This is a genomic window from Pseudomonas nabeulensis (assembly GCF_004682045.1).
Classification (GTDB): domain Bacteria; phylum Pseudomonadota; class Gammaproteobacteria; order Pseudomonadales; family Pseudomonadaceae; genus Aquipseudomonas; species Aquipseudomonas nabeulensis.
The window spans coordinates 1-24,893 of sequence record NZ_QUZT01000026.1 but is presented as its reverse complement, the minus strand read 5'-3'; the positions used below and the strand labels follow the sequence as shown (position 1 = coordinate 24,893).

20 protein-coding genes and 1 tRNA gene are annotated in these 24,893 nt (G+C 60.5%); 9 read left to right on the top strand and 12 right to left on the bottom strand.

The window, feature by feature from the left end; translation table 11 throughout:
• Positions 1–77 precede the first annotated feature (77 nt).
• Positions 78–974, top strand: coding sequence for a LysR family transcriptional regulator (locus DYL61_RS15200; RefSeq protein WP_135308980.1), 897 nt, complete (start codon positions 78–80; stop codon positions 972–974).
• 60 nt (positions 975–1,034) lie between these two features.
• A tRNA-Asn gene (locus tag DYL61_RS15195) sits at positions 1,035–1,110 on the top strand.
• 69 nt (positions 1,111–1,179) lie between these two features.
• Here the strand turns inward: DYL61_RS15195 and otnC are convergent.
• The gene (gene otnC / locus DYL61_RS15190; RefSeq protein ID WP_135308979.1) at positions 1,180–1,821 is read right to left on the bottom strand and encodes a 3-oxo-tetronate 4-phosphate decarboxylase; all 642 of its coding nucleotides are present in this window, start codon (positions 1,819–1,821) and stop codon (positions 1,180–1,182) included.
• Entirely contained in the window at positions 1,818–3,107 is a 1,290-nt protein-coding gene (otnK, locus tag DYL61_RS15185) for a 3-oxo-tetronate kinase (protein ID WP_135308978.1), read from the bottom strand. Before otnK ends, otnC begins: the two co-directional genes overlap by 4 nt.
• Positions 3,108–3,386: 279 nt before the next feature.
• On the opposite strand from otnK, the gene DYL61_RS15180 reads away from it, so the two are divergent.
• From DYL61_RS15180 to DYL61_RS15170, 3 genes are all read left to right on the top strand, one after another.
• The gene (locus DYL61_RS15180) at positions 3,387–4,757 is read left to right on the top strand and encodes a homoserine dehydrogenase (protein ID WP_135308977.1); all 1,371 of its coding nucleotides are present in this window, start codon (positions 3,387–3,389) and stop codon (positions 4,755–4,757) included.
• Between the two features lie 80 nt (positions 4,758–4,837).
• Complete coding sequence (locus DYL61_RS15175; RefSeq protein ID WP_135308976.1) at positions 4,838–6,187, top strand: GntT/GntP/DsdX family permease; 1,350 nt, start codon at positions 4,838–4,840, stop codon at positions 6,185–6,187.
• A 51-nt stretch (positions 6,188–6,238) separates the two neighbouring features.
• On the top strand, positions 6,239–7,042 hold the full coding sequence (locus DYL61_RS15170) for a DeoR/GlpR family DNA-binding transcription regulator (protein WP_135308975.1): 804 nt from the start codon (positions 6,239–6,241) through the stop codon (positions 7,040–7,042).
• Between the two features lie 10 nt (positions 7,043–7,052).
• Here DYL61_RS15170 and DYL61_RS15165 read toward each other — a convergent pair whose 3' ends face one another.
• The 5 genes from DYL61_RS15165 to DYL61_RS15145 form a co-directional block, all read right to left on the bottom strand.
• Positions 7,053–7,514: a DUF1640 domain-containing protein gene (locus DYL61_RS15165; RefSeq protein WP_135308974.1), complete on the bottom strand. Its 462-nt coding sequence runs from the start codon at positions 7,512–7,514 to the stop codon at positions 7,053–7,055.
• Between the two features lie 192 nt (positions 7,515–7,706).
• Positions 7,707–9,032, bottom strand: a complete 1,326-nt coding sequence (locus tag DYL61_RS15160) for a cytochrome c (protein ID WP_135308973.1) — start codon at positions 9,030–9,032, stop codon at positions 7,707–7,709.
• Between the two features lie 12 nt (positions 9,033–9,044).
• Positions 9,045–10,820 (bottom strand): GMC family oxidoreductase, encoded by a 1,776-nt coding sequence (locus DYL61_RS15155; protein WP_135308972.1) that lies wholly within the window; start codon positions 10,818–10,820, stop codon positions 9,045–9,047.
• Between the two features lie 2 nt (positions 10,821–10,822).
• Positions 10,823–11,566, bottom strand: a complete 744-nt coding sequence (locus DYL61_RS15150) for a gluconate 2-dehydrogenase subunit 3 family protein (protein ID WP_135308971.1) — start codon at positions 11,564–11,566, stop codon at positions 10,823–10,825.
• Between the two features lie 292 nt (positions 11,567–11,858).
• Positions 11,859–13,541 carry a methyl-accepting chemotaxis protein gene (locus DYL61_RS15145; protein ID WP_105694995.1) on the bottom strand — a complete coding sequence of 561 codons (1,683 nt, stop codon included), beginning with the start codon at positions 13,539–13,541 and terminating at the stop codon, positions 11,859–11,861.
• A 293-nt stretch (positions 13,542–13,834) separates the two neighbouring features.
• Between DYL61_RS15145 and DYL61_RS15140 the strand changes: the two genes are divergently transcribed.
• Positions 13,835–14,644: a DUF3800 domain-containing protein gene (locus tag DYL61_RS15140; protein WP_238704566.1), complete on the top strand. Its 810-nt coding sequence runs from the start codon at positions 13,835–13,837 to the stop codon at positions 14,642–14,644.
• A gap of 55 nt (positions 14,645–14,699) precedes the next feature.
• Here DYL61_RS15140 and DYL61_RS15135 read toward each other — a convergent pair whose 3' ends face one another.
• A complete protein-coding gene (locus tag DYL61_RS15135; RefSeq protein ID WP_135309019.1) occupies positions 14,700–16,541 on the bottom strand; it encodes a CocE/NonD family hydrolase in 1,842 nt (613 codons plus the stop codon).
• A 48-nt stretch (positions 16,542–16,589) separates the two neighbouring features.
• The gene (locus DYL61_RS15130; RefSeq protein ID WP_135308970.1) at positions 16,590–18,008 is read right to left on the bottom strand and encodes a YfcC family protein; all 1,419 of its coding nucleotides are present in this window, start codon (positions 18,006–18,008) and stop codon (positions 16,590–16,592) included.
• A gap of 295 nt (positions 18,009–18,303) precedes the next feature.
• Between DYL61_RS15130 and DYL61_RS15125 the strand changes: the two genes are divergently transcribed.
• Together DYL61_RS15125 and DYL61_RS15120 are read left to right on the top strand one after the other, a co-directional pair.
• A complete protein-coding gene (locus DYL61_RS15125) occupies positions 18,304–19,530 on the top strand; it encodes an OprD family porin (protein ID WP_135308969.1) in 1,227 nt (408 codons plus the stop codon).
• Positions 19,531–19,606: 76 nt separating this feature from the next.
• Positions 19,607–20,503 (top strand): LysR family transcriptional regulator, encoded by an 897-nt coding sequence (locus DYL61_RS15120; RefSeq protein ID WP_135308968.1) that lies wholly within the window; start codon positions 19,607–19,609, stop codon positions 20,501–20,503.
• An 83-nt stretch (positions 20,504–20,586) separates the two neighbouring features.
• Here the strand turns inward: DYL61_RS15120 and DYL61_RS15115 are convergent, their stop codons facing one another.
• The 3 genes from DYL61_RS15115 to DYL61_RS15105 form a co-directional block, all read right to left on the bottom strand.
• The gene (locus DYL61_RS15115; RefSeq protein ID WP_135308967.1) at positions 20,587–21,852 is read right to left on the bottom strand and encodes a cation:dicarboxylate symporter family transporter; all 1,266 of its coding nucleotides are present in this window, start codon (positions 21,850–21,852) and stop codon (positions 20,587–20,589) included.
• Positions 21,853–21,946: 94 nt separating this feature from the next.
• Positions 21,947–23,152, bottom strand: a complete 1,206-nt coding sequence (locus tag DYL61_RS15110) for a pyridoxal phosphate-dependent aminotransferase (protein ID WP_135308966.1) — start codon at positions 23,150–23,152, stop codon at positions 21,947–21,949.
• Positions 23,149–23,814 (bottom strand): RraA family protein, encoded by a 666-nt coding sequence (locus tag DYL61_RS15105; RefSeq protein WP_135308965.1) that lies wholly within the window; start codon positions 23,812–23,814, stop codon positions 23,149–23,151. The genes DYL61_RS15110 and DYL61_RS15105 overlap by 4 nt, the downstream gene beginning before the upstream one ends.
• A 122-nt stretch (positions 23,815–23,936) precedes the next feature.
• On the opposite strand from DYL61_RS15105, the gene DYL61_RS15100 reads away from it, so the two are divergent.
• On the top strand, positions 23,937–24,833 hold the full coding sequence (locus tag DYL61_RS15100) for a LysR family transcriptional regulator (protein ID WP_135308964.1): 897 nt from the start codon (positions 23,937–23,939) through the stop codon (positions 24,831–24,833).
• The last annotated feature ends 60 nt before the right edge of the window (positions 24,834–24,893 follow it).

Below are 24,893 nucleotides of genomic sequence, written 5' to 3'. Positions count from 1 at the left end.
GCGGATCAGCATAGGCAAAATTATGGCATGATAAAAACAACTTTTATCGCTAGCAGCCAGTCGCAAAAGGAATACGGATGAACCTCAGAACATTACGCGCCTTTGTCGAGGTAGTGCGTCAGGGCGGTTTCTCCCAGGCGGCCGAGGTGGTGTCCTTGACTCAATCCACGGTGAGCAAGGCGGTGAAGACCCTGGAAGACGAGTTGGGTACGACGCTGCTCAATCGTCTTGGCCACAGCAACGAACTCACCGCTGCCGGCGAAATTGCCTACCGCCGCGCCCTGGTGCTGCTGGCCGAACAAAGCGCTCTGATCGATGAGATCAATGACCTGCGCGGCCTCAAGCGCGGCCGGTTGCGCATCGGCCTGCCACCGGTGGGCTGCGGCGTGCTGTTTGCCGCAATGTTTGCCACCTACCGCAGCCGTTATCCGGACATCGACATTGAACTCACCGAATACGGTAGCAAGAAACTGCGCGAGTGTTTGGAGGCGGGGGAGGTCGATCTGGCGGCGCTGTTACTGCCGGTGGACGAGGGTTTCGATTATCAGCCGGTACGCAATGAACCCTTGATCGCCGTGCTGCCGATCAGCCATCCGTTGGCCCAGCGCACTCGGGTGGACTTCACCGACCTGGCGGACTCGCCATTTATCCTGTTCGAAGCGGGCTTTGCCCTCAACGCCAAGATCCTCGCCGCCTGCGAACGCAAGGGCGTGACGCCGCGGGTTGCAGCCCGCAGCGGGCAGATCGATTTTATTGTCGACCTGGTGACGGCTGGCCTGGGCGTCGCCTTCCTGCCCCGCATGCTCGCGCACAAACATCAGCACGACGGCATTGCCCTGATCCCCCTCGACGAACCCCACACCGACTGGCACATCGCCCTGGCCTGGCGCGCCAGCGCCCACCTGCCACCGGCCGCGCTGGCCTGGTTGGAGTTGGCCAAGGAACAGCAGCTTTCAACCGGTCATCCGATTTAAACGCACCGATTGCCAGAGAAAGCTTGACTTCCCCTTTTTAATCAGTAACATACGGCGCATTCCGCGATAGCTCAGTTGGTAGAGCAAATGACTGTTAATCATTGGGTCCCTGGTTCGAGTCCAGGTCGTGGAGCCAGATAGCGACATAAAGAGAAGCCTGCAGCGATGCAGGCTTTTTTTTGCCTTGGATTTGGCCCAGCACCGCTCAATAAACCGCCCCAAACACCGCCCTCAATTCCTCAATCGCTTCCTCGCTCAAGGGCTCGGGCCGGGGGTGAGTCATCAGCCACAGGCGTGCGGTTTCTTCCAGTTCTTCCAATACGTGACTGGCCTTGGAAACCGAACTTTCCCACACCACAGGGCCCAGGCGTTCGAGCATGACGGCCCTGACCTGGTCGGCCACTAGGGACACTTGTTCAGCCACGCTTGGCGCACCGGGCCGTTGGTAGCCGATGAGCGGAACGCGTCCGACTTTCATGACTTGATAGGGGGTGATGGGCGGCAGGATATTGTCCGCGTGCCAGACGCCGGCCAATGTCAGTGCCACCAGGTGGGTCGAATGGGTGTGCACCACGCCTTTGGCGTGTGGGTTGCGGTCGTAGATCTTGCGATGCAGGGCCAATGTTTTCGAGGGTTTATCGCCGCTGCACCACGTACCGTCTGTCGAGACCTTGGCGATCTGCGCCGGGTCAAGGTGCCCGAGCGAGACGTCTGTCGGGGTGATCAGCCAGCCGTCCTCCAGCCGTGCGCTGATGTTGCCGGCAGTGCCCACGGTATAGCCGCGTTCATACAGGCTGCGCCCCACGGTGCAGATTTCATCGCGCAGTGCGTTTTCAAGCGTGCTCATGCGGTCGCCCCTTGCATGAAGCGCAGGGCTTTGATGAAAAAGTCCTGGCTGCCGAAGTTGCCGGATTTCAGCGTCAGCGATAAAGACTCGTCGCTGCCCAGTGACAATGTCAACGGCACACCGGGATCGATCATACGGCCGATGCGCAGCGCTTTGACATTCAGCGCTTTGACCACCGAGCCTGAGGTTTCCCCGCCGGCCACCACAAAATGCCGGAAGCCCGTGTCGAACAGGCGGCGGGCGATGTTACCGAGTGCCTCTTCGACCAGGGCGCCGGCCCGTTCTACCCCGAGTTTCTCTTGCGCAGCACGCACCGCTTGCGGGCTGCTGGTGGAGTAAATCAAGGCGGGTTCATGGGCCTGGGCGTAGGCAACGGCTTGCCCGACGACATCCTGGCCGTCGGCCAGTGCCAGCGGGTCAATGTGAAAGGCGGCGTTGCCTGCCTGCAACCATTCGGCGACCTGGGCGTTGGTGGCCTTGGAGGCGCTGCCCGCCAGCACCACGGCACGGCCATCGACGGTGTCCATGTGGGCGGCATCCAGTTGTCGCAAAGTGCCTTGGCGCAAGAAGTTGGCCGGCAAGCCTTGGGCGATGCCGGAACCTCCGGTGACCAATGGCAATGCGGCGCAGGCCTCACCGAGGGTGATCAGGTCGGCATCGGAGAGCGCGTCGGCAATCGCAATGCGCACCCCCTCAGTACGCAACTCATCGAATCGCGCCAGCACTGCTTCAGCGCCCTGGGCGACAGCGTCGTAACGCACCAGGCCAACTGGCGAAGGCGTTTGCTGGCTCAATACGCGCACCAGGTTGGCGTCTTTCATCGGGGTCAGCGGGTGATGCTCCATGCCGGACTCGCTGAGCAACCCGTCCTGCACAAACAGGTGACCGCGATACAAGGTGCGCCCGTTCTCGGGAAACGCCGGGCAGGCGATGGTGAAGTCACTGCCCAAGGCTTGCAGCAACGCATCGGTTACCGGACCGATGTTGCCTGCGGGGGTGGAGTCGAACGTCGAGCAATACTTGAAGAAAAACTGGCGGCAACCGCGTGCGCGCAGCCATTCCAAGGCTTCGAGCGACTCGCGGACGGCGTCTGCCGCCGGGCTGGTGCGCGACTTCAACGCGATGACCACCGCGTCGGCGTCGAGTGTGTCGGCCAGTTCGGCGTCCGGGATGCCGATGGTCTGCACGGTGCGCATGCCGCCTCGCACGAGAATACTGGCAAGGTCGGTGGCCCCCGTGAAATCGTCCGCGATGCAGCCGAGCAAGGGTGGGTTTGCAGCACTCATACAGTGATCTCCGGCGGCGTCAGCTCAATGGCCAACCCGCATGCTCCCCTGCTGGCATGACTCACCAGCAGTGTTAGAAAATGATAAAACCACACATGGGTATGGTCGGCTCTGCGCTGATATTAGGATAAAAATCGTTGCAGGTGTTAAGCGGTGTTAAATAAATTGACCTGAATGTGAATTTGCAACTATTGTCCTCCCACTCGGTAGCTGCATATCCATAACAATATTGTTCATCCGGTGGTTGCTTCCGACATTACCCTTCACCGAGGACGAACCATGAATTTCGAATTACTGTTTGCCGATCAAGCACAGCCCGTGCGTTATGCGCTGACCGGTGCAAAGGGTGGGTTTTCCCGCACGCTGCTGGCGCAGACCCTGAAAATGCCGCGGCTCCAAGCCGCAGCATTGTGCGACCTGGATGTCGCCGGTCTGCGTGCACTGTGCCTGGAACTCGGTTTCGCCGCCGACCGCCTGATCGAATGCGCCGATGCAAACGCCGTCGCGGCGGCGCCAGCTGATGCGATTGTGCTGGTTGCGGACGTCGAACTGCTGGCGGCTGCGACCTACGACATTCTGGTGGAGGCCACCGGCAATCCTGCCATCGGTTATCGCACTGCCCGCCGCGACCTGGAAGCAGGACGTCACGTCGCGATGGTCAGCAAGGAAGTCGATGCTGTGAGCGGTATCACATTGTCACGCCTGGCTGCCAAGCAGGGCGTGGTTTACACCACCGCAGACGGTGACCAGCCCGCCAACCTAATCGGATGGGTGAGTTGGGCGCGGGTGCTGGGCCTGGATATCGTTGCGGCGGGCAAATCCAGCGAATACGACCTGGTCTTCGACCCCCAGCTACAGACCATCACGCAGCTTGACCAAGTCATTGCGGCCCCGGCCATGGCCGACCTGTTGACGCTGGGCGACGACATCGCCGCCACGCTCACCGCGCGCCGCGCCGCACTCAATGGCTTGAAAACCTCCGCCACGGCGGACTACTGCGAAATGTCGGTGGTCGCCACCAACATCGGATTCGTCCCGGACGTCGAGTTGCTGCATTACCCCATCGCCCGTACCAGCGAGCTGGCCGACATCTACGCCCTGCGCGAGGACGGCGGCATTCTGGGCCGTGAAGGCGTGATTGAGGTGTTCAATGTCCTGCGCCTGCCCGATGAAGCCAGTTTTGCCGGCGGTGTCTTTGTGATCGTGCGCACCCATGACCAACCGACCTGGGAGTTGCTGGCACAAAAGGGTCATGTCGTGAGCCGTAACGGTCGTTATGCCTGCCTGTATCTGCCTTACCACTTCATGGGCGTAGAAACGCCGATCACCCTGCTCAATGCGGTGCTGCACAAGCGCGCTTCGGGCACTGACACACCCAGCCAGTGCACGGTGCTTGGCGGTCGCGCAACGGTCGATATCGCTGCGGGCACGGTGCTGACCATGGGTGGCCATCATCACGACGTTACCGGTGTGCAGGCAGTGCTGCTGGCGGCTGATGAGGCTGATGCGGAGGTCGCGCCGTTGTACCTGGCCGCACACGCCACGGCCAAGCGAGACATCAAGGCCGGGGCGCTGCTGAGCATTGCCGATCTCGAAGGGTACGACCCTGACTTGCTGGGCGCCTGGCGCGCCGGTCGTCTGCCAGCCTGAAGTTGAAGGCCCAGGCACTGGGCCTTTTTCGACGACGCAGCAGCACATTCCTTTCGCGTGCAAACAGGTTCAACAAAAATATGAATAGCGAACTGTTTATTTTCTCGATGGCTGCGGGTGCCATCGTTCTCCTGATCGTGTTGATCACCAAGCTCAAACTCAATCCGTTCCTGGCACTGACCATAACGGCCATCGGTCTGGGCATCCTGAGCGGTGTCAGCTCTGTGGAAACCATCGACAGCTTTGCCAAAGGCTTCGGTTCGGCGCTGGCCAAGACGGGCCCGGTGATCGGGTTGGGCACGTTGCTGGGCGGCATATTGCTGGGCTCGGGCGGCGCCGACCGTATCGCCAATGCGTTCATCGGCAAACGCCCGGTACAATATGCGCCCTGGGCGATCTGTGCGGCCGCGTTGCTGATCGGCATGCCTCATCTATTTGATGTCAGCTTCATCATGCTGGCGCCACTGGTGTACACGGTGGCCAAACGCACCAACAGTCACTTGCTGTATATCGGTTTGCCGTTGGCGGCGGGGTTGTACGTGTCGCACGGTTTGCTGCCACCGCATCCGGCGCCGACGCTGGCGGTCGCGGCGTTTCATGCCAATACCGGGCTGACCATTTTCTACGGGCTGTTGATCGCCATTCCCGTGGCGGTGATTTGCGGCCCGGTGTTCACGAAGCTGATCAGCCCGTGGTTCGGGCCGGCACCGGACTTGAGCGCAGGTCCCGTGGGGGCTCGCGAAATCGTCGAGGGCCAACCCCAAGCGTCGTTGACGGCGTCGATCATCAGCGTCCTGCTGCCGCCAGGCCTGATGTTGATCGGCACGCTGGGCCTCGCCTACAGCAGTAAAGGCACTGCGCTTTATGGTTTCTTCAATGCGTTGAACAACCCGATCCTGTCGTTGCTGGCGGCGGTTATCTTTGCCTTTTTCGCACTGGGCCTGCGCTCCGGTTTCAACCTTGGCCAAGTACAAAAGATGGCGGGGCAGGGGTTGGCGCCGTTGGGAGCAATCGTCATGATCCTGGGCGCCGGCGGCGGCTTCAAGGAAATGCTGACCACCATTCACCTGGATGTGCTGATTACCCATCACGCCTCCGGCTGGGCGATCAACCCGTTGATCCTCAGCTGGGGCATTGCCGCGCTGCTGCGCATTTGCCTGGGCTCTGCGACGGTCGCAACGGTGGCGGCCACCGGTATCGTCGCGCCGTTGGCACTGGCGCATCCTGAGTTGTCGCCGGAACTCTTGGTGCTGGCCACGGCGTCCGGCGCGGTCATGCTTTCCCATGTCAACGATTCGGGCTTCTGGTTGTTCAAGGAGTACTTTCAGCTGACCGTGGCGCAGACCTTCCGCACCTGGACGCTGATGCTTTGCCTGCAATCGCTGCTTGGCCTGATCGGGGTTCTATTGATTGAGGCGGTAATACGCTAAATTGTCGCGGCCAATCAGTGATTGATTGGCCTTGCCCCTTCAGGAGTTCAGATGCAGGACGAAGAAAACGGCGCCATGGGTGCTGGTGCACCGATCATCCCCGAACAGCGTCGGGAACTGATCCTGCGACAGCTGCGCAAACATCAGGTGCTGAGCGTTCATCAATTGATGGAGATGTTCGACTGCTCGCACATGACTGTGCGCCGGGACATCGCGGTGTTGGAGCAAGAGGGCAAGGCTTACTCGGTCGCAGGTGGCGTACGAATTGCCAGCCAGGTTCATCATGAGCAGAGCCACCAGCTCAAGGCTGTCACGGAACTGCCCGAAAAAGAAAACATGGCGCGGCACGCTGCCCAGTTATTGCGCGACAACATGACGGTCTACCTCGACGCGGGTACCACATTGCTCTCGCTCATTCCCTATATCGTCAAGTTGTCCGGCATGAGCGTGGTCACCAACGACTTCGGGATCGTTCACGCCCTGGCCGATGCCCAGCATGTAGATGTCATTCATACCGGCGGCCTGCTCGATCATCCCAACCGCTCCAGTGTCGGCGGCCTCGCAGCGGCGACCTTGCGCCAGATCGTGACCGACATTGCATTTATTTCCACCAGTTCATGGGACCTGCAACGCGGCGTCACCACGCCTTCGGCGCTGAAAGTCGAGGTCAAGCAGGCGGCCATGCAATCTGCCTCTCAAGTGGTGCTGATCGCCACCAGTTCGAAGTACGCCACCTTCGGAATGTACAAGATCGCGGGGTTGCATCAGTTCGACACGATCATCAGCGATATCAACCTGACCCAAGCGGCGGCGGATGGCATTCGCAAGCTGGGGGTTGAGTTGACGCTGGCTTAGGCCAGTGCACTCAGGAAATAAAACTCACGCCAAACGCCTCATAGAGGCCCTTCAATATCGGGAAACCGATGCAAATGAGCAGCAGCCAAAACTGCCAGCGCAGCAGGGTCATGCTCGATTCCAGTTTGGTAACGGCCCCCTCGAACTGGCTGCCTTGGCGTTCAATCAAGGCGCGCAGCTCAGTTCCTTGAGCCTGCAGGGCAGTGCTCAGGACTGTGCGTTGCTCTCGCAGAGCAGTGTTCAGCACTACGCCTTGCTCTCGGATTTCAGCCCCTTGCTCTTTAATCAACGTAGTCAGATCAGAGCGCAGCTCAGCAATTGAGTGTTCAAGACGGGCTTCGGTACGCTCCAGGTCAGACTTTGATGCTAGCTGTTGCACATCGGCCTCCCAAGCATCTACCACTGCTTTAGCTTTATCATTTGGCACGCTGATGGATGTCAACGCGTCGTATAGATTAAGCGATAGTCTCATCATGTCTCCCTTGATTGGCAAGCGATGCAGCGTCCAGCCCGGATAGTCGGCTCAATCGCTGTGACAATCCAGTCGGACGTTTCCTGCAATTTTGTAGTGTCGAGGCGGGATTTGGCGCACGGAGAGCGCTTTCGCTTTAAATGTCTGTAGGAATAATGCCCTGGCGAGGTCGCTCGCCAGGGCATTTTCGGTTTACGGCTTGGGCAGCGTATCCCGCAGTTGCTTCACTTGCGCGGCGCTGACATTCGGCGCCTGGTTGCCCCAACTGTTGCGGATAAAGCTCAGCAGTTGCGCCACTTCTTCATCCGACAAACGCCAGGCAAAACCCGGCATGCCCAGCTCCGAAGGGGCTGTGGCGGTGGCTGGCAATTTGCTGCCCTCCAGCACCAGGCGAATCATCGACACCGGGTCCTCCGACAGCACCGACGAGTTGCCGGCGATTTTCGGAAATACCCGCGCGTCACCCAGGCCGTTGGTGCGGTGGCAGGCGGCGCAGTTGTCGATGTACAGCTCGGCGCCACGGCTGCCTTCCTGGCCTGTGGCCAACGCTTTGGCGGTGGCTGGGTCGGCGGTGAAGCTCGACACCTGGCGCTCGCCGGCAGGCAGGGTTTTCAGGTATGCCGCCATGGCGTGCAGGTCGCTGTCGTTGAGGTTCTGGGTGCTGTGAACCACCACATCACCCATCGCCCCGCCCAGTACCGCATGGGTCTCGCTGCGGGCGCTGCGCAGAGTGGCGACGATGTCGTCGACGTTCCAGTTGCCCAGGCCGTCCGCCGCGTTGCCGCGCAGGTTCACCGCCAGCCAACCATCGATCACCGGCCCGCCGGACAAGTAGAGCGGGCTGGAGTCATCCAGCGCCTTCTCCTGCAAGGTCACCGCCCGTGGCGTATGGCAACTGCCGCAGTGGCCCAGGCCCTGCACCAGGTACGCGCCGCGTGCCACGTCGGCAGCCTTGTAGCCCTCGGCCTTGAAGGCCACGGCGTCAGGGGCGGGCGCGAACACCTTGCGCCAGATCGCCAGCGGCCAGCGCATGGACAATGGCCACGGCACCGCATTGGCGCGGTTTTCGGCATTGACCGGCGCGACGCCGTGCATGAAGTAAGCGTACAGCGCCTGCAGGTCGGCATCAGTGACCTTGGCATACGCCGGGTACGGCATGGCGGGGTACAGGCTGTCGCCGTTGGCCGCGATGCCGTGACGTACGGCGCGGTCAAAGTCTTCCAGCGAATAGTGGCCGATGCCGGTGGTTTTGTCGGGCGTGATATTGCTGCTGTACAGCGTGCCGATCGGCGAGGCAATCGGCAGGCCGCCGGCGAACGGTTGCCCGCCTTTGGCCGTGTGGCACGCCGTGCAATCGCCGGCGTCTGCCAGGTAGCGGCCTTTCTCGATCAGTGCAGCTTGCTCGGCTTGCGGTGCGTTTTGCAGCACACGGGTGTGCGTCGGCCAAAAGGCAAACACCAGCAATGCGACCAGCACCAGCACCGCCAAGCCCACCAGGCTCAAGAGAAACTTTTTCATCGATCTCTCTCCTTATGCCTGAACCAGCGGGCCGGGTTTTTTGAGGTACTGCTCACGAATCGCCTTGGCCGACCAGTAGGCCAGCGCGCCGACCATCCCGGTGGGGTTGTAGCCGTTGTTCTGCGGGAACGCATTGGCGCCGATGGCGAACACGTTATGCACATCCCATGACTGCAAGTAACGGTTCAACGCCGAGGTTTTCGGGTCGCTGCCCATGATCGCGCCGCCACAGGTGTGGGTGCTCTGGTACTTGGTGATGTTGTAGTGCTCGCCGGGCTTCTTGGCGTCGCCGGCCATGGCGGTCGGGTTGAGGATTTTCGACATCTCCAGCGCCTTGCCCACGAGGAACTGCGAGGCCTTGATCTCGTTGTCGTGCCAGTCGAAGTTCATGCGCAGCAGCGGTCGACCGAAGCCGTCCTTGTAGGTCGGGTCCAGGCTCAAATAGTGCTGACGGTAAGACATGCACGCGCCCTGCACCTCGAAGTAGAACGAGTGCCGGAACGCATCGCTGGCCGCCTGTTTCCACTGCGTGCCCCACGCGGGGGTGCCCGGTGGAACGTTGATGCCGCGTACCGGCCCGGCCCCCGGTTGACGCGCCCAGATGATCCCGCCGCCGACAAAACCCGCCTTGGCGTTATCCAGCTGGTTGCCGTTGAGGTTGTCCATGGTGGTGCCCGCACCGCCAATACCGATGAACTGGTTGGCCTGCACTTCCTTGCCGAAAAACAGCACCACGCGGTTGAGGTTCTGGTACGAGTAATTGCGCCCGATGGTGCCTTCGCCGCTCACCGGGTCATAGGGTTTGCCGATGCCCGAGAGCAACATCAGGTGCACGTTATACAGCGAGAATGCACACAGCAGCACCAGGTCGGCCTGTTGTTCCACTTCACGTCCCTGGGCATCCAGGTAGCTGACGCCGGTGGCCTTTTTGCCATCGCTGTCGAGGTTGACCTTCAACACCTGCGCATGGGTGCGCAACTCAAAGTTTTTGCGCTGGCGCAGTACCGGCAGGATGCTGATGTTCGGGCTGGCCTTGGAGTAGTTCAGGCAACCGTAGTCACTGCAGAATCCACAGGCGTTGCACGGGCCCATCTGGCATCCGTACGGGTTGACGTAGGGCGCCGACGCGTTGGACGCCGGAATCGGATACGGGTCCCAACCCATTTCCCGAGCGCCTTTGTAAAACATCTCCGCGCCCAGGTAATTCGGGTTTGGTCCCAACGGGAATTCACGCGAGCGTGAGCCTTCGAAAGGGTTGCCGCCAGCCTGGTTCACGCCCTGGATCACACCGGCCTTGCCGGAGGTGCCGCAGACGTATTCGAAGTGATCGAAGTGCGGTTCCAGCTCTTCGTAGCTGACCGGGAAATCCTGGATGGTCATGTCGGCGGGAATGAACTTGGCGCCATAACGCTGCTCGGTATTGCTGCGCAACTTGAAGTCTTCCGGCAGTGCGCGGAAGTGGCAACCCGACCAGTGACTGCCCGCACCACCCACGCCGGTGCCCGGCTTGAACGAACCCATCTGCCGATACGGCACGGCGGTGGCGGAGAGGTTGTGCCGGGCGGTGACGGTTTCCTGGGACAGGCTTTGCAGGTAGCGGCGATGCACCGAACCTTCCAGCTCATCCACCACCTTGGGGTAGGCGAAATCGGGTTGGGTGTCGCGGTCGGCACCGCGCTCCAGTACCACCACGTGCAGGCCTGCATCGGTGAGTTCCTTGGCCAGGATCGCCCCGGTCCAGCCCATGCCCACAATCACCACGTCTGCTTTTGCTTTGCTGTTCGCCATGCTCAACCCCTCCGTCCGGCCAGATCCACCGGCGGCAACGGGTACGGCTTGTCCCGCACCGTGACCCAGTCCATGTAATCGGCGCGCATGCCGGGATACCCGATCATTTTCCACGCGCCCATGTTTTTATTGCCGCCGTGGGACGGGTCGGCGAAGTAGCCGTTGCGCACTTCATTGAGCAGGTTGCTGAAGAACAACTTCGACGAGATGTCGTCCAGCGCCAGCTTGCCGCTCTCGGCGTTCTTCAACAGGTCTTCCTGCTGGGCCGTGGTGAGCTGGGCAAACGTCTTGCCGGAGAAGTTCTTTTGGCAACTGGCGTCGATGGCCTTGATCCCGACCCGCAGGGTTTCGCGCAGGGTCAGGCGGCCCTGGTAGCCAAACTCCGGCGCCGCTTCGATAAACGGGCCCTGCATGTACCAGATGCCACCGTTGGCATAGGGCGTCTGCATGTGACGGTCGAGAAATTGCGGCACACCGAGTTCAACGGCGCCCGGGCCGACCGCATCGGACGGGATCAGGCGGTCACAGGCGGCGATCAGGAACGCCCATTCCTGTGGGGTGAAGAAGGTCGGTGTGTAGTCGTCCGCCTTGAGCGGGGCGGATGGGGCGGCCTGGCTGTCGCTGGCCGGGGTTTGCGCGAAGGCGCCGGTGGGGAGGCCGGTACTGGCCAGTGTGACAACGGGGATCAGCGTCAACGACTTGCGTAAAAAGTCGCGACGCCCTGGGGAGGTATCGTTCTCGGACATCGGTTACTCACTCCTGAGTCTAAACACGGGTGTACGTTGGTTTTTCTTATGGTTTGTGGTGAGCGGGCTTGTCCCGCGCCGGGGGGGCGAAGCCGCCTTAAACCCAGGCCCCGCGATGTTTCAGGAACACCGAGGTGAATGGATTTGGGGCGGCTTCGCCTCCCAGCGCGGGGCAAGCCCGCTCACTACAGGGCGTGGTATTTTTGAGAGCTAGCTAATAATGATCAAGCTAACTAATCAGTCGTCACTAAAACAGCTATCGCCACCTGTTTCAAGGCAGCGGCGCGGTGGATCAGATCTTGAATTGGCGCACCAGGCTGTTCAGGTTGGCGCCCAGGGCAGACACATCGCGCATGGTGCGTGCGCTTTGTTCGGTTTCGTCGGCCAGGCTTTCCACCGCGCCGGCAATCTGATGCACGCTGCGGTTGATCTCTTCGGCAACCGAGGTTTGTTCTTCGGCGGCGCTGGCGATTTGTGCGTTCATCGCGTTGATGGTGCCGATCAGGTCCGAGATTGAATCCAGCGAAACGCCGACTTCATTGGTCTGCTGGTTGGCGCCTTCGCCCGCTTCGGTGGAGCGGTGCATGGCGGCGACTGAATCCGTGGTGCCGGTTTCCAGGCGGGTGATCATGCCCTGGATTTCCTGGGTACTCAGTTGCGTGCGGCTGGCCAAGGCGCGCACTTCATCGGCCACCACGGCAAACCCACGACCGGCTTCACCGGCGCGTGCGGCTTCAATCGCGGCGTTGAGGGCGAGCAGGTTGGTCTGGTCGGCAATCGAGCGGATCACGTCGAGTACCGAGACGATGGAGCGCACGTCTTGTTGCAGGCTGTCGAGGCTGGTGCCGCTTTGACGGATATCCGTCACCAGGGCGCTCATGCCCTTGATGTTGTCGCCCACCACTTTGCGTGCGGCGTGGCCTTGTTGATCGGTCTCGGCCGCGGCCTGGGCGGCACGTTGGGCACTGAGTGCGACTTCCTGGGCGGCCGCTGACATTTCGTGAATGGCAGTGGCGACCTGATCGGTCTCGTTGCGCTGACGCTGCATCGCCTGTTCAGAACGCAGGGTCTGCTGGGTCGCCTGATGCACCAGGCCGTCGAGGTCGGTGGTCATCTTCGCCACTTGGCTGACCATGCTGTGGATCTTGTCGATAAAGCGGTTGAACGACGCCGCCAGGTCACCCAATTCATCGTGGCTGGTGATCGCCAGGCGGTGGGTGAGGTCGCCGTCACCGGCGGCAATGTCATCCAGGTTGGTCTTGAGCACGCGCAGTGGGCGCACGACGCCGTTGGCGGTCCAGATACCGGCGGCCACGGTGACCAGCAACACCAGCAGGGTGACCAGGAAGATACTGCCGAGCAGGGCGCGGGTGCGTTCGGAGACCGAGGCCTGTTCCAACGCCATGGCGGCGTCGATGTCGTCCATGTTGATGGCGCTGCCGAGTACCAGGTCCCATTTGTCCAGGTACACGGTGTAGCCGAGCTTGGGCACCTGGACGCTTTCCTGGCCAGGTTTGGGCGCGAAGTAATCGACGTAGTGCTTACCGTTTTTCGCCACTTCGACGAAGGTTTGGTAATGGAAGGAACCGTCCGGGTCCTGGGTGTCCCAGAAGCTCTTGCCGACGCCGGCGCTGCTGTCACCTCGGAAGACACGGACGCCTTTGGTGTCGTAGCCGAAGAAGTAGCCTTCTTCGCCGAACTTGACCGGCTTGAGCAGTTCGAGGGCCTTGTCCCGTGCGGCCATGTCGCCTTTGGCTGAAGCGTCGTGCAATGGCTTGATGGTGGTCAGCGCCACCTCGACGTAGTTCTTCAGCACATCGCGATTGCGTTGAATCAGGCTCTCTCGGGTTTCGAGCATTTGCTGGTCGGCAGTACGCTGCAACATCCACGAGGCGAGCCCGCTGATAATCAATGCGAACAACAACGCGGGGACGATAGCCAGACACAGCAACTTGCCCTTGACTGTAAGCTTCATGAACGATTTACCCTCCAGGTCTTTGTGGTTTTTTTAGCGTATCGACCTCGTTGGAAATATCTTGATAGGAAATGATGGCATTTTGACGTCAATTATCAATCTATGGGTCTGGCGCTGTATTTTCTTTGGGTTTTGTAGGACCTGGCTGATTCATCTGTTTTGGCTAGTATCTTTTGCTTTTCCTCGCTAGATTTCTTCTCCAACGCATATGGGAAACCATGTGCCCACCTTCCGAGGCCCGTTGCGAGAAATCGCGCGGGCTTTCGTGTTTCTCATGGATGGGGAAATCGAAAATGGTGCAGTACATTGCTTATCTGGATGAGTTCGGTCACGTGGGGCAGTACGTTTCAAGACGGCATCCCACGTACAAAACCAGCCCGGTTTTTGGATTGGGTGGCATGCTGCTCCCAGCTCATGAAGTGCGCGAATTTGCGATCTACTTCTACAGGCTCAAATGCCAGCTGCTGGCCTGGGACCTGAAACATAAGAACCCAATGGGGTTGCCTGCTTATCACTGGGAGAAGAAAGGCTCTGCGCTTTATACGGTGGGGAACGTGCAAAAGTATCAGGCGCTCAGAAGGTCTTCATTCCGTTTGCTGAACCATATTCAGCGAGTGGGCGGGCACGTTTTTTATACGGGAGAACATAAAACCACGGCACCTGACGAGCACAATTCGACTGAGACCTTCAAGCGGGCCTTGCTGCAATCCATTCGCAAGATCGATCGTTTCTGCACGGGCAACAACGCTTCGTTCATTGTCCTGCTGGACGAGCAGAAGGCGGGCAATGAATGGCGAGAACGTAACGTCGAAGCCTGTACATTAGCGATGTTCGAGGACGCATCACAAAAGTGCCGGGCGTTGATCGAACCACCGCTTCAGGGCGAAAGTTATCTATTCCAGACGCTGCAATGTGCTGATTGGCTATGTGGGCTGATTGGTCGACTGACAACCTTTGCCGTCGCTCCGGAAGAATTCGAAGACTGGCAGCTTTTCGACACCTACTTCGCAGCACGTGTCGCTGAGGTGACATTGCCGTGCAGCGGTTTGACGTTCAGCCAGTCGCAGGGGCTACCAGCCGAGTTGGCGGAAACATGCTCTTGAGTATCGAAAATGCGCTGTAGCTAGAAAGCCTGTAGGAATACAGGCTTTTTGCTAATCAGCCCGGCTCACCTGGCGTCGTCTGCGCCAGCACCGTCAACACCAACCGACTCGCCTGCCCGACACCCATCAACACCGTGTTGCGCGCAACTTGCCGCCGTTCGCCAGACCCTTGCGCTTCGCCGCTGTTGGGGTTGACGTCGAAGCGCGGGAAGTTGCTGCTGGCGATATCCAGGCGCAGGCGATGGCCGCGCTTGAACAGGTTGCAGGTGGCGAAGGGTTCTATCACTACCTTGAACGCCTCACCCGGTGTGAGCGGCGAGGGGTGTTCCCACGAGTCGTGGTAGCGGCAGCGGATGATCCCGTCGGTGATGTTCATTGCATAACCTTCGGGGTAGTCGGGGCTGGGCGGGTACACGTCGACCAGCTTGGCGGTGAAGTCGGTGTCGGGTGCGCTGCTGTGCACCCAAAGTTCGATTTTCACCGGGCCTGCTACCCGCCAGTCGTGTTCCAGGGGCGGTGTCTCGAAACTGAGCACGTCCGCGCGCTTGCACAGGGGCGAGTGATCGCCCTGTGTGCCGAAGAAGTCCGGGCTCTCGACCTGGTTGAAGGCGCCCCCGGCAAACACCGGAGCCCCTGAGGTCAGTGAGCCGCCAATGGTCGGCACGGGGTTGGCGGGGTCGCTGAAGTAGCTCAACGATGAAGGTGGCGCTGCGTTCGGCACGCTCGACAGCGTTTGGTGTGGCGTGAGGTACAGGCTGTGTTCCTGGCTGCCGGGCAGCGGCCAGCAAGGCGCCTTGAGCCAGCGACCGCCATGTTCCAATCGGCCTTCTGCATTTTTGCGACCACTGCCGCCGCCCATCAGGAAGACGTCGATCTGATCGGCAGCCTCCTGCTCGGGCGTTGCAGGTTTCAGCCAGCGTTGCATCCATTCCACCCGGCAACTCAGCCAGTCCTGCCCCAGGTTGCCATCGAAGTTGGCCGCCTTTCCGAACTCGGCGTTGCCGCTGTGGCTGATATTGCGATCGCCGTGCAGCCATGGGCCCATGATCAAGCGTTGCGGCGATTGTTTGCTGGCGGTGAAGGCCTTGAAGTTGTCCAGCGTGCAACTGACATAGGCGTCGTACCAACTGGACATGAACAGCACCGGGATATCCGGGATCTGCGCGTAGAAACCTTCGGCGTAAATACCCAGCTGTTTCCAATACTGATCAAACTCGCCGTGGGACCACTGCTCGAACAGGTAGTTTTCGTACTCGGGGACGTGGCGCAGGGGCGAGTGCCCAGGGCGCCAGGGCATGCGCGCAAACCAGTCGAGAATGTCCTCGTGTTCCAACGCCTCTTTCAACCGTGGATCGTTTTGCACGGCCGCACTTTGCTGCGCCTGTTTATAGGCCCAGGTCGCTTGTTTGAGTTCGAAGGCGCCGCCCTGGCGAATGCCGCACTGGTAGGCATTGGCGAAGCCGCCCGAGTCCAGCACCATGGTCGTGAGACCTGGCGCATTGCAGCAGGCCATGGCCATTTGCGTGTGGGCCGCATAGGACAAGCCCATGCTGCCGATGCGGCCGTTGCACCAGGGTTGTGCGACGATCCAGTCGAGGGTGTCGTAGCCGTCCTCGCCCTCGTTGATGTATTTGCTGAACACGCCTTGTGAGCCGTAGCGGCCACGGCAATCCTGGAACACCGCCACAAAGCCTTGCTCGGTAAACGCGGCGGCCATCTGTTCGCGGGAGAGGTGCACGCCGTCCAGGCGTTTTTCCGAGCGCGAGGGGGCGGACTTGTCGTAGGGCGTGCGTTCGATAACCACCGGCCAGGGGCCGTCGCCGGGGGGGAGATAAATGTCCGTAGCCAGTTGCACGCCATCGCGCAGGGTAATCATCTGGTCGCGCACGATGCGCATGTTGTCGAAAGCAGGGGAGGTCATAACAACGCCTTGGTCGGTGGGGCTTCAGTAGCCAGTCAGTGCGGCAAAAGCCAGCAGCAGCAACGCCACCCCGGTGCAGAGCAGAAACAACGGCATGACAAACTTGGCCCACTGCACCCAGCCCACATTGGCCGCGGCCAGCAGCACCAGCAGGCCGCTGGACGTCGGGGTGATCATGTTGGTCAGGCCATTGCCCAGCAGGAAGGCATACACCGTGGTTTGCGGGCTCACGCCGGCCAGCTGGCCGAGTGGGCCGAAGATCGGCATGGTCACGGCCGCCTGGCCGCTGGTGGAGGGGATCACCACATCCAGGCCCATCTGCGCGAAGAACATGCCGAACGTGGCGGGCAGTTGGCCGTGCTGGCCGATGATCTGCGAGAGCCCGTTGACGATGGTGTCGAGCACTTGCCCACTGGCCAGGATCGACTCGACGGCGGTGGCCAGGGCGATCAGCACGCCCGCCATCAGCATCTTGTTCATGCCTTCCACGAAGATGCTGGCGGTGGTGCTGGGGCGCATGCCGGCGATGGCGGCAAAGGCGATGGTCAGCGCCAGGTAATAGGCGGACAGCTCGGGGTATTTCCAGTGCCAGGTGTTGGAGGCATACACCAGGAAACCGACGCCCAGCCCCAGAGTGATCAGGCTCAAGGTGTGACGCAGAGAGAGTGTATTGCCGCTGTGGGAAAACGTCGCCGAGGTATCGAAACCGCTTCGGCGGATATAGAACAAGAGGTAACCCACCGCCAACGCCACGAACGTGAAGTACGCGACCACGCGCATGCTCAAGCCACTGAACACCGGTAGCCCCACCAGAGGCTGGGCAACGGACAGGGCAATCGGGTTGGAGATGGAACCCATGTAGCCGGTCTTCACCGCCAGCGCGACTATCGCCAGGCCGACGATATTCGGCAGCCCCAAACGGTTCGCCATGGCCACCATCACCGGCACGAACATGATGTATTCCTTCGCCAGGCCCATGAACGTGCTGCCGGCCGACAATGCGAGCATCAGGGTCGGCACCAGGATGTAGACGTTGCCCTTGGTGACGCCGAGCAGCCGATCCAGGCCGGCATCGATGGTGCCGGTCTTGTTCAGCACGGCAAACATGCCGCCGATGAACAACACCATGAAGATCAAGCCGGCGCGCTTTTCGATGGCCAGCGGAATCGCCAGGAAGGTTTGCGCCAGTGACACCGGTTGCGCCACGGGCTTATCGGTCGAGCGTGGTTGCAGGCTGAACAGCTGGCTCAACGAGGTGTCTTTCTCCAGCACTTGATAGGTGCCGGGAATCACTCGAATGTCCTGGCGCTCGAACTGGCCGGAGCGCACCACATAGGTCAGCACCATCGCCAGGAACACAATGCTCAGCAAAATGATTGCCGGGTTGAGTGGACGACTGGTTTTTTTTGCGGGCGCGGAGTCGAGTGCCGGGGTGGCTGACATTGCGGTGTCCTCATCTTGTTTTTATGGGCTTAGCCATCGGCTACCGGCGCACAGTAGGACAATCGCAAATCGCCCACAACGTTATGACGAACCCGTATTGGCCTATGCGTTTTGTGTTGAAGATGGGGTGTTTGTCATAGCCTGATGCGCTTTCGTCATAACCTTGTGGCGGGCATTTCAATTCGTTAGCGTTCGTCTCGACGTGGGGCCATGACCCCTGTCAGTCATCAATAAAAAGTTGATTGATTTCTCACTCTCTGCCACCAAAAACGACAATACAGCTGAGGGCTTTAACATGCGTGCGTTTATGACGACCGGCGGGCTTTTGTGCGCCAGCTTAATGGTGCCTTGCCTACTAACTGCCCGAGCAGATGGTTTTCTGGACGACTCCACTGGCCACTTGGCGCTGCGTAACTACGCCTTCAACCATGACAACCGCAGCGGCGGCAACGATCGCGTCGAATGGGCCCAGGGTCTGTTACTGACCTTGCGTTCCGGCTTCACCCAAGGCCCGGTAGGTTTCGGTGTCGACACCTTGGGACTGCTGGGGGTGAAGCTCGATTCCAGCCCGGCCCATGCTGGTACAGGCCTGTTGCCGGTGCATGATGACGGCCGCGCGGCGAATGATTTTTCCAGCCTGGGGGTCACCGGCAAGCTGCGCTTTGCCGACGTGGTGGTGAAGACCGGCACCCTGTTGCCCAAGAATCCGGTGGTCAGCTACAACGATGGGCGTTTGCTGCCGCAGACCTTTCAAGGCACTCAGTTTGAATACACCGGCGTCGAACGTTTATTTGTACAGGGCGGGCGGCTGGATCAATCGAAGTTGCGTAACTCCAGCGATAACGTCGACTTGATCCCCAGCGGTTATAAAGGGCCGAAACATGGCGACTTTTACTTTGCCGGGGGTAACTATGCCGTCAATAAAAACCTGAGCCTGTCTTACTATTACGGCGAACTAGAAAACTTCTACCGCCAGCACTTTTTCGGCCTGGTGCATAAAGTAGCCATGGGCCCAGGCAACTTGACCACCGACTTGCGTTATTACGACAGCCTTGAAGCCGGGGCCGCTTATAACGGTGCGTCGGATGCGGACATGTTCGCCGGTGTCTTGAGTTACCGAGTCGGTGGGCACACCTTCGGCGGCGGTTACCAGCAACTGTCCGGTAACTCGGCATTGCCGTATTTGAACGGTGGCGCGACCACCTCCTTCACCAGCCCAGGCGTCAGCAAGTTCATCCTGGAGGATGAGAAAACCTGGATGCTGCGCTACGACTATGACTTCACCGCCGTGGCGATGCCGGGCTTGAACTTCATGGTTCGCTACTACAAGGGCTTTGACGCTAAATATTCCGGCAAACCGGCGGACGAGCATGAGCTGGACACCAGCCTCAAGTACGTGATCCAGAGTGGGACATTCAAAGGCGTCGGCGCCGAGTTTCGCAACACTGCGTACCGCTCGAATGTGCTCACAAGTTGGGACTACAACCGCCTCTACCTGACCTACGACATCAAGCTCTGGTAAGGCAGGCTGTGCAACTGGACGCCACAGGCTTTGCCGACGGACACTGCGTCCCGCCGTGTTCGCTTGGAGCCTGACCGTGAACCTCAAACAACTGGAAGCCTTCCAGGCCATCATGTCCACCGGGTCGACCATCGACGCCGCGACGCGTATGGGCGTGTCCCAGTCCGCCATCAGCCGTTTGCTCAGCCAACTGGAAGAGTCCCTGGGCTTTGCCTTGTTCCTGCGCAGAAAGGGCCGGCTCACACCAACTGCCGAGGCCGAGGCCTTCCTGCCGGAAGTCTCGGGGTTGGTGGACAACATGCAACGCGTCCAGCGCATGGCCGATGACTTGCGCCTGGGTCACTCCAGCCGGCCACTGTTGCGTGTAGCGGTGCCCACCAGCATGACCCACCAGTGCCTGCCCCGGCTGGTGGCTGAGTTCATGCAAGGTCGAGATGACCTGGTGATCGAGCTGGTGACGGGCTCCTACGATGCACTGGAGCGAGCGGTGCTGGACCGCAGCGTCGATTTTGCGTTCGTACGCTTGCCCACAGAGCTTCCCGGTTTTGACGTGATGCCCGTGCTGAAGGTGCAAGGCGTGTGCGTGATCCCGCAAGGGCATGCGCTGTGTGAAAAACCGGTTATCCATGTGAGTGATCTGCGCGGAATTCCCCTGGTGTTGTTGGGGCGCCAACGCAATCTACGCACCGAACTCGACCAGGTATTTCGACAGGCCTCCATCCTTCCCAATGTGCGGATGGAAGTGCATTCGGCAGGTGCTGCCTGTGCATTCGTGGCGGAAGGGCTGGGGGTTTCGATCATCAATGAATTGCTGGCTAATGACTTCTTGAGCCTGCCCATCGTGACGCGCCCCTTTGTGCCCGCGCTGCCTTATTCGTTTGGTCTGGTTTTCCGCAGTGATATTCCTCGAACCGCACTGGCCGAGGAGTTTTCCGCGTTGCTGAGCCAGCGTCTCACAGCGTCTTTACGATGATCAGGGCCGTGGATAATCCGCTTACCAAAATCCAGGTATAAAAAAAGGCGCTCTTGGGAGCGCCTTTGTTCATGGGCTTTACCCTAGCGTGTGTAGCTTGCCTGGGCTTCCACCTTCGCCCCACGCGCCTCCCACTTCGCAATCACCAACGGCGCCAACGCATTACCCAGCACATTCAGCGCCGTGGTCGGCATCTCCATCAGCCGGTACACCCCGGCAATAAACGCAATGCCTTCCAACGGCAAACCGGCGCTGGCCAATGTGGCCGACAGAATCACAAACATAAACCCCGGCACGCCTGCTGCACCCTTGGACGTCAGCACCATGGTCACCACCAGCAGCGCCTGGTCGCCGAGGCTCAGGTCGATGCCATACAACTGCGCGACGAACAGGGTGCCGATGCCGAGGAACAGCGAGGCACCGTCAAGGTTGAATGAGTAACCCACCGGCACCACGAAGCTCACCAGTGATGGCGGTACGCCGTAGGTTTCCAGCTTCTTCATCAATTGCGGCATGACCGATGCCGAGCTGGCGGTGGAGAAGGCGAGGATCAGTTCGTCCTTGATATGCCGCATCAGTGCAAACAGGTTGATCCCGCACAGGCGCGCCACCAGGTTGAGCACCACCAGCACAAAGAACGCGATGGACACATAGCTGACCAGGATCAGCTTGGCCAATGGCAGCAGCGAACCAAAGCCGAAGTTGGCCACGGTGACGCTGATCATGCCGAACACGCCGATGGGGGAGTAGGCCATGATCATCGACGTCACCTTGAACATCGCATCCGACACGCCACGCAGCAGGGCGATCACCGGGTCCTTGCGTTCGGCAGGCAGGCGCGCCACGCCGAGGCCGAACATCACCGCAAAAAACAGCACTGATAACAGGCTGCCCTGGGCCATGGCGCTGATCACGTTGTCGGGGATGATGCCGACGATGATCTGCCCCAGGCTGTGCCCGCTGCCGTTGCTGGTCGGCAGAGTGATATTCGCCGCGTGCAGGCTGGAAAGCTCAGTGCCGGCACCCGGTTTGAGCAGGTTGCCCAGCACCAGCCCGACGATGATCGCCAAGGTGGTGATGCAAAAAAAATAGCCCAGGGACCGCACGCCAATACGGCCCAGGGATTTGCCGTCACCGTGCCCGGCAATGCCCACCACCATGCAGGAGAACACGATGGGCACCACGATCATCTTCATCAGCTTGATAAAGATATCGCCCGCCGGTTGCAGGAGGTTGTCCACCAGCCATGGCCGGGATTCGGGGAAGCTGTGCAGCAGGGCTCCAATGGCGATGCCGGCGAGCAAGCCGATCATGATTTGCCAGACCAGCGCGATACGGGGCGTGTGCATGGGAATGCCTCATTTGAGATCAATGATTTTTAAGTTGTTGTTCTAGGCAGTCAAAAGATGGCCATCCGTTGGCCATCGGGTGTAGCGGGGGCCGTCAGCGCAGGTCGTGGCATGCGTCTTTGAGGCGGCGGCAACCTTCTTCGATCACGTCCAGGCTGCTGGCAAACGACAGGCGCACATAGGGCGACATGCCATACGCCGCACCGCTGACCGTGGCCAGGCCGTAGTCACGCAGCAAGTAGTCCACCAGTTGGGAGTCGCTCTCCAGGCGATCGCCTTGGGGCGTTCGCTTGCCCATCAAACCACTCACATTGGCGAACACGTAGAACGCACCGTCCGGCGGGGTAAAGCTCAGACCGGGAACCTCAGCCAGCAACTCCAACATCCGGGCGCGACGTTGTTGGTACTCCTCGCGCATGGCGGCGATGGGCGCCTGGTCACCGGCAAATGCCGCCACCGCCGCAGCCTGGCTCAGAGAGCTGGGGCACGTCGTGGTTTGCGACAGCAGCTTGGCGATGGCCGCGATCAGCCACGCGGGCCCGGCGCCGAAACCCAGGCGCCAGCCGGTCATCGCGTAGCCTTTGGAGGCACCGTTGATGATCAGCGTACGCGGCTTGAGGTCGGGTGCGATGCGCGTCAGTGGTATATGCCGGGCGTCGCCGTAGACAAAGTGCTCGTAGATCTCGTCGGCCATGATCAGCACATGAGGGTGCTTGCGCAACACCTGCGCCAGGGCCAGCAGTTCCGGCTCGCTGTACACCGCACCGCTGGGGTTGTTCGGGCTGTTGAGGATCACCCATTTAGTGCGCGGGGTAATCGCGTTTTCCAACGCTTGAGGCGACAGTTTGAAGCCCAGGTTTTCCTCACCAGGGATGATCACCGGGGTGGCATCGTTGAGCCGTGCGATATCCGGGTACGACACCCAGTACGGCGTGTGCACGATGACTTCATCGCCGCGATTCAAGGTGGCCGCCAACGCGTGATAGATGATGTGCTTGCCGCCGCAACCGGCCACCACTTCGTCCAGGCCATAGTTCAAGTCATTGTCGCGTTGCAGCTTGAGGCAGATGGCTTGGCGCAGGGCGAGGGTGCCGGTGGTGGCGGTGTAATGGGTATCGCCGCTGTGCATGGCGTGAGTGGCGGCTTCGAGGATGTGCGCCGGGGTGTCGAAGTCCGGCTCGCCCACGGTGAAGTTGACGATGTCGCGGCCCTGGGCGCGCAACTCGGTGACCAGCGCATTGGCAGCAATGCTCGGGGAGGGCGCGATGCCCAGCACGCGCTCCGACAGAAACTGTTTCATGAGGCCAGCCCTGCGTTATCCAGCACCTTGTCGATCCAGCTCTGGCGCACGGCGCCGCTGGCGATTTCAGCCTTGACGGCCTCTTCGTGCTCGGCATGTTGTGCGGCGCGACGCAGCACTTCGGCGGCATCCGCCTGGGAAAACGCGACCAGGCCATCCTCATCCCCCACCAGCACATCGCCGGGGTTGATCAGCATGCCGCCGATGGACACCGGCACGTTCACCTCGCCCGGGCCGGTCTTATAAGGGCCGGTATGCACCACCGCGCGGGCGTAGCACGGGGTGTCGTCAAAGCTGGCGACATCACGGATCGCACCGTCGATCACAAACCCCACGCAGCCGCGTTGCAGGGCATACAGCTTGACCAACTCGCCGATCACCGCGTTGTTGGTATCGCCCTGGCCATCCACCACCAGTACATGGCCCGGTTGCAGCAGGCTCATGGCTTTGTAGATCAGCAGGTTGTCGCCGGGACGGGTTTTCACGGTGATCGCCGTGCCCACCAATTTGCCGCTGCGGTTGTAGCGCGTCAGGCCACGGGCACCGATGTGCCGACCCAGGTTGTCGCTGATGTGCGGCGTAACGATTTGGGCAAATGCCTCAAGCAACTCGGGCGGGGCCATGGGCGCATTGGGAAGGATGCGTGAACCGGGCAAGGACATGGCAAAACTCCAGGATCATGGGATTTCGTTGGACGATGAGCGGATCTTAGGAGTGATGATCGAAGAGTTTTAGCGATATTTTATGATGTGCTAGCATCGCTTTTTTTCATGACTGGCTCACCATGATCACCTTCAAGCAAATCGATGCGCTTTACTGGATCGCGGAACTGGGCAGTTTCGAGGCCGCGGCCAACAAGCTGAACATGTCGCAGTCGGCCATCTCCAAGCGCATCCAGGAGCTGGAAGACACCTTTGATGTCGAGATCTTCGACCGCAGCAAACGCAACGCCCGGCTGACGGAAAAGGGCGGTGAACTGCTGGACTACGCCCGCGACCTGCTCAACAGCCGCGACCAGTTGCTGGAGCGCGTCAGCGCCCGCGAAGTGTTGGTCCGCAGGTTTCGCCTGGGCGTTACCGAACTGACTGCCCTGACCTGGTTGCCGGCCCTGGTGGACGCGCTGCGCCAGGCTTACCCCAAAGTGCAGATCGAACCGTCGGTGGAGCTCAGCAGTGAGCTGTTTCGCAAGCTGGAAAGCGACCAGTTGGACCTGGTGATCGTGCCCGACGTGTACAGCGACCCGCGCTTTCACAGCACGCCGTTGCAATGCGTGGAAAACGCCTGGATGTGTTCCCCCGGGCTGATCCCGGACGCCGACCCCATCAGCCTGGAAACCCTGGCAAGCTACACGGTGCTCACCCAGGGCTCGCAGTCTGGCACGGGGATGATCTACGAACGCTGGCTGGCCGCGCACAACATCCAACTGCCACGCACCCTCACCAGCCACAACCTGTTGGTGCAGGCGGGGCTTGCGTTGTCGGGGATTGGCGTGAGCTACCTGCCGGTGGGGTGCCTGTCCCATTTGATCGAACAAGGCACCTTGCGTGCCCTAGTCACCCAACCGGCACTGCCGGATATCCAGTACGTAGCGCTGCACCGGGTGGACCGGCAGTTTGGCTTGAACCAGGACGTGGCCAGGTTGGCCCAGGCGTGTTGTGATTTTTCGCGGTTGTTGTTCTAGCACTGCGTCCGACTGATTCAACAGGGTCCAAATGTGGGAGGGGGCTTGCCCTAATGCCAG

Coding starts and splice junctions, on each gene's coding strand:
- DYL61_RS15200 (WP_135308980.1), top strand. CDS start 78: ATGAACCTCAGAACATTACGCGCCTTTGTCGAGGTAGTGCGTCAGGGC.
- DYL61_RS15150 (WP_135308971.1), bottom strand. CDS start 11,566: ATGTCCGAGAACGATACCTCCCCAGGGCGTCGCGACTTTTTACGCAAG.
- DYL61_RS15170 (WP_135308975.1), top strand. CDS start 6,239: ATGCAGGACGAAGAAAACGGCGCCATGGGTGCTGGTGCACCGATCATC.
- DYL61_RS15165 (WP_135308974.1), bottom strand. CDS start 7,514: ATGAGACTATCGCTTAATCTATACGACGCGTTGACATCCATCAGCGTG.
- DYL61_RS15100 (WP_135308964.1), top strand. CDS start 23,937: ATGATCACCTTCAAGCAAATCGATGCGCTTTACTGGATCGCGGAACTG.
- DYL61_RS15145 (WP_105694995.1), bottom strand. CDS start 13,541: ATGAAGCTTACAGTCAAGGGCAAGTTGCTGTGTCTGGCTATCGTCCCC.
- DYL61_RS15105 (WP_135308965.1), bottom strand. CDS start 23,814: ATGTCCTTGCCCGGTTCACGCATCCTTCCCAATGCGCCCATGGCCCCG.
- DYL61_RS15180 (WP_135308977.1), top strand. CDS start 3,387: ATGAATTTCGAATTACTGTTTGCCGATCAAGCACAGCCCGTGCGTTAT.
- DYL61_RS15160 (WP_135308973.1), bottom strand. CDS start 9,032: ATGAAAAAGTTTCTCTTGAGCCTGGTGGGCTTGGCGGTGCTGGTGCTG.
- DYL61_RS15130 (WP_135308970.1), bottom strand. CDS start 18,008: ATGTCAGCCACCCCGGCACTCGACTCCGCGCCCGCAAAAAAAACCAGT.
- otnK (WP_135308978.1), bottom strand. CDS start 3,107: ATGAGTGCTGCAAACCCACCCTTGCTCGGCTGCATCGCGGACGATTTC.
- DYL61_RS15140 (WP_238704566.1), top strand. CDS start 13,835: ATGGTGCAGTACATTGCTTATCTGGATGAGTTCGGTCACGTGGGGCAG.
- DYL61_RS15135 (WP_135309019.1), bottom strand. CDS start 16,541: ATGCGCATCGTGCGCGACCAGATGATTACCCTGCGCGATGGCGTGCAA.
- DYL61_RS15110 (WP_135308966.1), bottom strand. CDS start 23,152: ATGAAACAGTTTCTGTCGGAGCGCGTGCTGGGCATCGCGCCCTCCCCG.
- DYL61_RS15155 (WP_135308972.1), bottom strand. CDS start 10,820: ATGGCGAACAGCAAAGCAAAAGCAGACGTGGTGATTGTGGGCATGGGC.
- otnC (WP_135308979.1), bottom strand. CDS start 1,821: ATGAGCACGCTTGAAAACGCACTGCGCGATGAAATCTGCACCGTGGGG.
- DYL61_RS15115 (WP_135308967.1), bottom strand. CDS start 21,852: ATGCACACGCCCCGTATCGCGCTGGTCTGGCAAATCATGATCGGCTTG.
- DYL61_RS15125 (WP_135308969.1), top strand. CDS start 18,304: ATGCGTGCGTTTATGACGACCGGCGGGCTTTTGTGCGCCAGCTTAATG.
- DYL61_RS15175 (WP_135308976.1), top strand. CDS start 4,838: ATGAATAGCGAACTGTTTATTTTCTCGATGGCTGCGGGTGCCATCGTT.